Origin of the sequence: Pseudomonas sp. (assembly GCF_026224925.1) — a bacterium.
Lineage (GTDB): Bacteria > Pseudomonadota > Gammaproteobacteria > Pseudomonadales > Pseudomonadaceae > Aquipseudomonas.
This window is the reverse complement of record NZ_JAMFRV010000729.1, coordinates 1-8,805: the sequence shown is the minus strand read 5'-3', so window position 1 is coordinate 8,805 and position 8,805 is coordinate 1. Positions and strand designations below refer to the sequence as shown.

Below are 8,805 nucleotides of genomic sequence, written 5' to 3'. Positions count from 1 at the left end.
TCTTCCAGGTAACTGAAATGCCGGAAGTTCAAATACAGCCAGATAATACTCGGCGCATCATCCGGGTGATTCCCCCCCTGCATCAACCCGGCACGCGCCGCAGACAAGTCCGGGATCGGTTGATCAAGGGCCACGCGCAGCTCATGACCCCCTTGAGGAATGGCAATCGCTTCCTGATACTTCAGGTAGTTCTGTTCATCCCGGCCGTTGGCGTACAGGTTCAGGTAATAGATGGCGTCCTTTTGCCCTTTCGACCACAGACTTTCACCGGCAACGTACCCGCGCACAGCTGACAACGTATACAAGCTCATGCATCCCAAAAGCGCCTGTAACAGCACAACAGCGATAAAGGGCCAAACGATCCCCAACAACCGGGGCTCAAGAATCCGCTTCTGCTTCATGGGTTCCCTTTCATATGCATTCCTGAATACTCACCATGCAGCAGGGCGACAACAACCCTCAAAGCCTAGGCTAAACTTGGTGATAACACTGGGCTTTTTCTCAATATTTTAACAATGCTACCGCCGCAAGGTCGCCAGTCGCTGCCGGGTAGTTATAAGGATACGAAGATCAGGGAAAAGTTCGCACTGTAAACTTACTGATAAGCGGAAAAAGGTGAAGGCCAATCGCCGTTAAATCTGCTGCAGATGCCCATAAAGCTTGGCGTACAGGCCGCCGTCTGCGATCAACTGCTGGTGGCCACCCTCTTCGGCGATACGCCCCCCATCGAATACCAGGACCCGGTCGGCTTGCTTCACTGCCGACAGGCGATGGGCAATGATCAAGGTTGTTCGGCCGCTGAGAAAGCGCGCCAACGCTTGGTGCAGGTTGTATTCAGTTGCCGCGTCCAGGGCCGAGGTGGCTTCATCGAGGATGACGACCTTAGGATCAGCCAAGACCATGCGGGCGATGGCCAATCGTTGCCGCTGGCCGCCAGACAAGCGCACCCCTGAACGGCCGACGATGGTGTCCAGGCCGTTGGGCAAACTGCGAATGGTCGCGTCAAGCTGGGCAATTTCCAGTGCTCGCCAACAGCCTTCGTCGCTTCGCTCGCGGCCCATGGTCAAGTTGGCGCGTACGCTGTCGTTGAATAGCGCCGGATGCTGTAGCACCACTGCCACGTGTTCGCGCACGGTTTCCAGGCCAATATCTTGCTGAGTGACGCCGCCAAAACGGATGCTGCCGGACTGCGCCGTGTACAGCCCGAGTAGCAACTGCACCAAGGTACTTTTGCCGCCGCCGCTGGCACCGACGATGGCGACCTTTTCTCCCGGCGCGATGGACAGGTTCAACTGATCGAGCACTGGCTCTTCGCCATAACCGAAGGTCAGGTTGCGCACCTCGATGCCCACGGTTTGATGCCCGGTAAACGGGTCACTGCCACCGGGGTATTGCGGCTCATCGGCACGCGCCAGCAGTTCGTTGATCCGGGTCAGCGCTCCGCCGGCCGCGTAATAAGCGTATTGCAGGTTGAGCAGTTGCTCCACCGGGCCAATCATGAACCACAGGTAACTGAACACTGCGAGCATTTGGCCGATGGACAGGCCGGAGAACAGCACGGTGAGCATGGCGGCCGCGCGAAAGATATCAATGCCAAACTGAAACAACAGGCCGCTGGCGCGGTTGGACGCGTCGCTCTTCCATTGCGAGGCGACGGCGTAATCGCGCACTTCTTTAGCCCGTACCCCGAGCCGGCCCAGGAAAAACCCTTGGCGATTACCCGCGCGAATTTCTTGAATCGCATCCAGGGTTTCAGTCAGCGCCTGGGTGAAGCGCGAGGTGCTGTCATTTTCCTGCTTCTTCAGGTGCTTGACGCGTTTGCCCAGTTGCACCGTGGCATAGATCACCAACGGGTTGAACAGCAAAATCAGCAGCGCCAGTTGCCAATGCATCCACAGCAAAATGCCCGCAGTGCCCACCAGCGTGAGCATAGCGACCAGAAAACGGCTCAGGGTTTCGCCGACAAATTTGTCCAGTGTGTCTAGGTCGGTCACCAAGTGTGTGGTCACCGTGCCGCTGCCCAGGCTTTCGTATTCACCCAACGAGATGCGTTTGAGACGTTCGATCAGGCGGATACGAATTCGATAGACGATGTCTTTGGCCAAGCGGGCAAACAAGCGCGCCTGCACAACGTTGAACACCAACGCGCCAAGGCGCAGGGCGAACGTCGCCAACAGCATCAGACCGATATACCCCACGGCTTTTTGCAGGTTGTCGGGAAGAAAGTGATTCATGAAGGTGAGTGCAGAGTTGCCGTGCCCCAGCAACACTTCGTCCACCAGCAACGGCAGCAGCAATGGAATCGGCACACTGCACAAGGTCGCCAGCAGCGCCACGCCGTTGGCGATCCACAGCGATTTGCGGTGATGCAATGCCAGTCGGCGAATTTCGGCCCAGCTCAGTCGATCAATACGCGGTGACGAGTCAGCGTGAAGTGGTTTTTCAAGCACTGGTTGCACGCTCCAGCCAACGGCCGAGCAACGGAGCCAGTTCATCGAGGGGTTGATAACCATTGGTCAGCAACGCCAACTGACCCTTGCGCTCAGCGAGCAAGGTCGGAAACCCGGCGATACCGAGATCCTGCACCCAGCTAAAGTCCGCCGCCGTGGCAGTGAACTGTTCAGCACTGTCGAACGCCTCGGCGAAGACGATGCGCGGCAGGCCGGCTTGTTCCGCCAGCTCAACCAACACTGAAGCCTGGGTCACGTCGCGGCCTTCGAGGTAGAACGCCTTTTGGATCAATTTGACCAGGTCCCAGGCGATCTGCGGATCGAGGCTGCGTGCCGCGACTATGGCGCGACACGCGGGCTCCGTGTCGTAGACAAAGCCATCGGGCAAGGCGCCGTCAAAACGAAAGGTCTGACCGGTGCTTTTTTCAACCGCTTGCCAGTGTTCAAGAATATAGCGACGGGTGGAGGGTTCAAGCGAGGCGCCACTGCCCGTGCGTAAACCACCCACCACCAAATGCAGCGCCACACCCGCCGCTTGCGCCTGTTGCACCAAGGCTTCAGCCACCGGCGCAAAGCCCCAGCACCAGGAACACATAGGGTCCATCACATAGAGCAGGCGGGCGGGCATGGCTCAAGCCTCGGTTGGCAGTCGGTAGTTGCGACCGATAGGGTGCGGCTCGTTACGGGCTTTCGCCAGTTCGATTTGCTTCTGTCGATCAATGGCGCTGCGGCGGGTTTTCTCGCTCAATTTATCCCAGCAATGTGGGCAGCTGATGCCCGGCAAGTAGTGCTCGCTGGCACGGTCTTCGACGCTGATGGGCGTGCGGCACGCGTGGCATTGATCATAGTCGCCCTCGGTGAGGTCGTGGCGCACGGTCACCCGGTTGTCGAACACAAAGCAGTCGCCGCGCCACTGGCTTTCTTCCTGCGGGACTGTTTCGAGGTATTTGAGGATGCCGCCCTTCAGGTGGAACACTTCATCAAAGCCTTGGCTGAGCATGTAGCTGGAGGCTTTTTCACAGCGAATGCCGCCGGTGCAGAACATCGCGACTTTCTTGTGTTTGGCTGGGTCGAAGTGGGCTTTGACGTAGTCCGGGAATTCGCGAAAGCTGGTGGTCTTTGGATCGATGGCGCCTTCGAACGTGCCGATCGACACTTCGTAGTCGTTGCGGGTATCAATCAGCAAGACTTCGGGGTCGCTGATCAGTGCGTTCCAGTTTTCTGGATCAACGTAGGTACCGACTTGTTTGTTAGGGTCGACGCCTTCAACACCCAGGGTGACGATTTCTTTCTTGAGTTTGACTTTGGTCCGGTAGAACGGCTGATCGTCGCAATACGACTCTTTGTGATCGATGTCGTCCATGCGCGGGTCATTTTTCAGCCAGGCCATCAAGCCGTCGATGCCTTCACGGCTGCCGGAAACGGTGCCGTTGATGCCTTCTTCAGCGATGAGCAGGGTGCCTTTGATGCCGTTGTCGACCATCGCTTGTTGCAAGGGCTCGCGCAGGTCGACGTAATCGGTGAGCGTGACGAATTTATACAACGCCGCCACGACAATCTTTTGAGTCATGTTGTTTCTCCAGGTGGGTGCTCTCGTAAAGAGCCGACCCGATACAAAAAAAAGCGCCGGCTAAGCGGCGCGATCACTATTCTAACAAAGTCCTTACAAACTGTGGGAGAAAACCCGGGGATCTCGGATTCTCTGTAGGACCGAATTCATGGATTTTTTGTGGGACCGAATTCATTCGGGAAAGCGCCGTTCCAAACGCAAACGAAGCCGCATGTTAGGCCCATTCCCGAATAAATTCGGTCCTACAGGGGCGGTATGCCCTTCAGTGACCACCACCAGCACAGGTCGGTGAATCGGGAGCGGCACCGGTTTTCGCCCATTCTTCAGGCGTATAAGTGTGCAGCGCCAAGGCATGGAACTCGCCCATCAGGTCACCCAGCGCGGCGTAAACCTTTTGGTGACGCTTGACCGCGTTCAAGCCGGCAAACTGGTCACTGACCAGTACCGCCTTAAAGTGGGTCTGCAGGCCGCGGCTGTGCATGTGGCTTTCATCAAGCACGTGCAGGTGCTGCGGCTGCAATGCGGCCAGCGCCGCTTCGATTCGTTGTTGCATGGTCATGTTGTCAGGCTTCGCTTAAGGCTTTTTGGCCGGAGCAGGAGGTGGAACAGCGTTTTTGCCTGGGTCCAGTTCGTTGGTCATGTCAGCCAGCAACTTGTTGACGACAGGCACTGCGGCTTCCAGTTTACCTTGGGTCAACTGAGCCGATTGCTGAGTCAGCTCAGGCATTTTGGTCAGTACTTTCTTGCCCAGTGGGGACTGATAGAACGCAACCAAGTCCTTCAACTCGCTTTCGGTGAAGTTGGCGGTGTAAAGCTTGATCATGTCTGGCTTGAGCTTGTCCCAACCGATGGACTGATCCAGGGCAGCGTTGGCTTTAGCCTGGTAAGTTTCAAGCAGGGCTTTTTTCGACGCAGGCGCTTTGGACTCGTCAAAACGTTGTTGGAACATTTGCTGAACTTGCATGTACACCGGGGTGCCCAGCTTGTCGGCATGAGCCAGCTTGAGGAAAGTTTCGGCACTGGCGTTGTGGCTAGCGGTATCGGCAAAAACCTGGCCGCTGGCGCATACCAGAGCAACCGCAGTACAGATGGCACGAAGACGGGTCATCGAGTTTCCTTATCATCTAGCAAGCGAGGCAGAACCCCAAGACCGGACATTCTGCACCCATCTCCGCTTATGGCTCAACCCCTGACTGCCCCAGTGGTTGGTTGGGCGCTTTAAAAGCCGGTTAAGGGAACCCATAGAGATTAACTAAGCCTAAACTGCGCATTCAGCCAAGAGGAGCAAGCAGATGAGCCGTATCGAAACCGACAGCATTGGTCAGATCGACGTCCCCGAAGACGCTTACTGGGGGGCTCAGACTCAACGCTCGCTGATTAACTTTGCCATCGGCGACCAGCGGATGCCGCTGGCCGTGCTGCATGCCTTGGCATTGATCAAGAAAGCCGCCGCCCGGGTTAATGACCGCAACGGTGACCTGCCGGCAGACATTGCTCGCCTGATCGAACAGTCGGCGGACGAAGTACTCGGCGGCCAGTTGGACGAGCAATTTCCATTGGTGGTCTGGCAGACCGGCAGCGGCACCCAGAGCAACATGAACGTCAACGAAGTGATCGCCGGACGCGCCAATGAGCTGGCCGGCAAGGGTCGCGGCGGCAAGTTGCCGGTGCACCCCAATGACCATGTGAACCGTTCGCAAAGCTCCAATGATTGCTTCCCGACGGCGATGCACATTGCCGCAGCGCAAGCGGTCAATCAGCATTTACTGCCAGCGATTGCCGAATTATCCGACGGCTTGGCAGAGCAATCTGCGCGGCACATGAACCTGGTGAAGACCGGTCGTACGCACATGATGGACGCGACGCCGATTACTTTCGGCCAAGAACTGTCGGCTTTCGTAGCGCAGCTGGATTACTCCGCCAAAGCAATTCGGCACACGTTGCCGGCTGTGTACGAGTTGGCTCAGGGCGGCACCGCCGTCGGCACTGGTTTGAACTCTCCCCACGGGTTTGCCGAAGCGGTCGCCGCAGAGTTGGCCGCACTTTCGGGTCTACCATTCGTCACGGCGCCGAACAAGTTTGCTGCACTGGCAGGCCATGAGCCGCTGACTGCCTTGTCTGGGGCGCTTAAAACCCTGGCCGTGACCCTGATGAAAATCGCCAATGACCTGCGTTTGCTGGGTTCCGGCCCCCGTGCTGGCCTGGCTGAAGTGAAATTACCGGCCAACGAACCGGGCAGTTCGATCATGCCGGGCAAGGTCAACCCGACACAGTGCGAGGCGCTGTCGATGCTGGCCTGCCAGGTGCTGGGGAATGACGTCACGATTGGTTTCGCCGCCAGTCAGGGCCACTTGCAGTTGAACGTGTTCAAGCCGGTGATCATTCACAACCTGCTGCAATCGATTCGTTTGCTGGCGGATGGTTGCAGCAACTTCCAGGAGCATTGCGTCGCTGGCATGGAGCCCGATGCGGCGAAAATGGCCGAGCATCTGGAGCGCGGCTTAATGTTGGTGACCGCGCTGAACCCGCACATTGGTTACGATAAATCCGCACAAATCGCCAAAAAAGCCTACAGCGAAGGGCTGACCTTGCGCGAGGCTTCGCTGGCATTGGGGTATTTGACGGAAGAAGAATTCGACGCGTGGGTCCGGCCAGAAAAAATGCTCGAAGCGGGTAATGGCTAGAAGGTTGGTCATACCCCCGGGTTCACCCTGTGGGACCGAATTTATTCGGGAAGCGGACGATGCGGTTTCACTGGAAGACCGTATCAAGCCATTCCCGAATGAATTCGGTCCCACAGGGTTAATCCCAAGAGGTTATCCACAGGGTTTATCAAACTGCAGCCAACCTCGCCCGCCTTGCGCGCAATCCGGCGATCAATGATGGGCCGAGGGCAGTGAGTGCTGATCCAAGCACCACCAATACCGCACCGCTGTAACCCAAACCATTCAAGTCCTCCGCCTGCACATAGTCGGGCCACAACCACGCGGCAGTCGCCACCGTAGCGAGCGTCACTAATGGCGTCAGCGCCAGGGTTGCGCTGACTCTGGAGGCCTCCCAATGCGCCAGCGCTTCAGCAAATGCGCCATACGCCACCAACGTATTCAAACAACACGCCAGCAGTAACCAACCTTGCAACGGGCTCAGCTGCAACGCCTCAGCCGGGTGCGCCCACGGCGTGATCAGCAATGCACAGAACAGGTAAATCACCATCATCACCTGCAGCGAATTCCACACGGTCAGCAGTTGCTTCTGGCTCAAGCCATAAAACGTCCACACCGCCGATGCCGCCAACACCGTGAGGATCCCGGCGGTGTAGTCACCCAACGAGGTCAGCAGCTCTTCCAGACGCTGGTTGAAGAACAAACCAAAGCCCATCAACAGCACCAAAAGGCCCAGCCCTTGGGCCATGCTGAAACGCTCTTTGAACAGAAAGATGCTGCTGATAAGCAGCAGGATAGGCCCGACCTGAATCACCAACTGCGTCGTACCGGGGCTGAGCATTTTTAGGCCCATCAGGTACAGCACGTAGTTGCCGACTAACCCGAATACCGACAGCGCCACTAGTATTTGGCCTTTGCGCCCAAGCACCTTAAAACTCGGCAAACGCCCTACTGACGCCAGCCAGATAAACAGCAACGAGCCCGACACCAAAAGGCGGAACCACGTCACCGTGACGGGGTCCATTACTTGTAGCACTTGCTTTAGTTTGACCGGCAGGATGCCCCACAGCACCGCTGTTACTAGTGCTAAAGACAGGCCATACAACCAGCGGCCAGATGAAACATGCATGAAAGAGTTCTCTATATTTGGCGGTAATAAGAGTGCTACGCAGGGCGTCATTCTAGGCGTGGATTGATCGACAACACAGGGACAGTTGCCGTCGAGATACTGGAAAACTGTGTTCCATTGTCCCAACCCCGTCATACACATGATGGTTTTATGTCGCTGTCGAGCGGTTTAAACTAGTGTTCTGCCACCAACCCAAGCAGTCCCCAGTTCCGACTTCAGGTAACAACCATGTTCGGTAAACGCTCGCAGGATCCGACCCCCACCGTTCACTACCGCTGTGATCGTGTTTCGTTGATTAACGGGCATTACTTTTTCAGCACTCGGGAAAACACCTTGGAAGGCCCGTATTACACGCGTATGGACGCGGAGCGTGAAACCGAGGCGTATATCAACCGGATGATTCAAGCCAAGGCTTCGCAGCAGTCTTCGCTGAACGGCTGACGCTACTGGTGGTTGCGCTGATAGGTGTCTTCGCCCATCGACGCAATTTGCCCTTCGATGAGCGCGTCAAACGGTCGTAAAAGCGCATCGAAAGTCTGCGGCGCTTCCAGCGTATTGAGTGCGTACGTCACCGCCTCTATGGTGGATAACGCGCCGGGCCCAGGGGCTTTGCGCAGCCTGTAACGCGATGCAGCTGCCTCCCCCAGCGTGACCCGTGGCAACGCGGCCAATGCCGGGTTCAGGTGCAGTAATTTACGCGCTTTACGCCAGGTTCCGTCCGGCACCACCAATAATAACGGCTGGTTTTCGTGCTCGCCGATTCCGCCCGCATACGCCTGCAACGTCTGCGCACCGTCCCCCGGAAACAACAACCGCGCGCGATAACCCGGCCAGTTCAGCAAGGTGTCCAGATCGTCAAACACCTCCCCCACCACCCGCTCGGCATTGATCAACCCCAACACTGCCAGCCGTGCCGTGTTCAGGGCGTGATTGACCTCGCTTGGATGCTGGATGACCAGCACCCGCGTGCGACTGTCGAGCCGTGGAATCAGT

At 57.2% G+C, this 8,805-nt stretch carries 9 protein-coding genes and 1 pseudogene; 2 read left to right on the top strand and 8 right to left on the bottom strand.

The genetic code is table 11. The features are described from left to right. From M0974_RS30310 to M0974_RS30285, 6 genes and pseudogenes are all read right to left on the bottom strand, one after another. Positions 1–401 (bottom strand): annotated as a pseudogene (locus tag M0974_RS30310) (PAS domain S-box protein); the annotation flags it as partial. A 231-nt stretch (positions 402–632) separates the two neighbouring features. Then, positions 633–2,495, bottom strand: a complete 1,863-nt coding sequence (locus M0974_RS30305) for an ABC transporter ATP-binding protein (protein WP_297845610.1) — start codon at positions 2,493–2,495, stop codon at positions 633–635. Further along, on the bottom strand, positions 2,443–3,045 hold the full coding sequence (locus M0974_RS30300) for a DsbA family protein (protein WP_297845612.1): 603 nt from the start codon (positions 3,043–3,045) through the stop codon (positions 2,443–2,445). Before M0974_RS30300 ends, M0974_RS30305 begins: the two co-directional genes overlap by 53 nt. A 36-nt stretch (positions 3,046–3,081) precedes the next feature. Beyond that, entirely contained in the window at positions 3,082–4,020 is a 939-nt protein-coding gene (locus M0974_RS30295) for a rhodanese-related sulfurtransferase (protein ID WP_297845609.1), read from the bottom strand. 262 nt (positions 4,021–4,282) lie between these two features. Next, on the bottom strand, positions 4,283–4,579 hold the full coding sequence (locus M0974_RS30290; protein ID WP_297845608.1) for a BolA family transcriptional regulator: 297 nt from the start codon (positions 4,577–4,579) through the stop codon (positions 4,283–4,285). Between the two features lie 15 nt (positions 4,580–4,594). Next, positions 4,595–5,128: a DUF2059 domain-containing protein gene (locus tag M0974_RS30285; protein ID WP_297845606.1), complete on the bottom strand. Its 534-nt coding sequence runs from the start codon at positions 5,126–5,128 to the stop codon at positions 4,595–4,597. Positions 5,129–5,312: 184 nt separating this feature from the next. On the opposite strand from M0974_RS30285, the gene M0974_RS30280 reads away from it, so the two are divergent. Next, complete coding sequence (locus M0974_RS30280; RefSeq protein ID WP_297845605.1) at positions 5,313–6,704, top strand: class II fumarate hydratase; 1,392 nt, start codon at positions 5,313–5,315, stop codon at positions 6,702–6,704. A gap of 148 nt (positions 6,705–6,852) precedes the next feature. Here M0974_RS30280 and M0974_RS30275 read toward each other — a convergent pair whose 3' ends face one another. Then, a complete protein-coding gene (locus M0974_RS30275) occupies positions 6,853–7,812 on the bottom strand; it encodes a DMT family transporter (RefSeq protein ID WP_297845604.1) in 960 nt (319 codons plus the stop codon). 228 nt (positions 7,813–8,040) lie between these two features. Between M0974_RS30275 and M0974_RS30270 the strand changes: the two genes are divergently transcribed. Continuing rightward, the gene (locus M0974_RS30270) at positions 8,041–8,253 is read left to right on the top strand and encodes a DUF6316 family protein (protein ID WP_297845603.1); all 213 of its coding nucleotides are present in this window, start codon (positions 8,041–8,043) and stop codon (positions 8,251–8,253) included. A 2-nt stretch (positions 8,254–8,255) separates the two neighbouring features. On the opposite strand, the gene M0974_RS30265 is transcribed toward M0974_RS30270, so the two are convergent. Beyond that, positions 8,256–8,804: a tRNA-uridine aminocarboxypropyltransferase gene (locus M0974_RS30265; RefSeq protein WP_297845602.1), complete on the bottom strand. Its 549-nt coding sequence runs from the start codon at positions 8,802–8,804 to the stop codon at positions 8,256–8,258. Position 8,805: the final 1 nt, after the last annotated feature.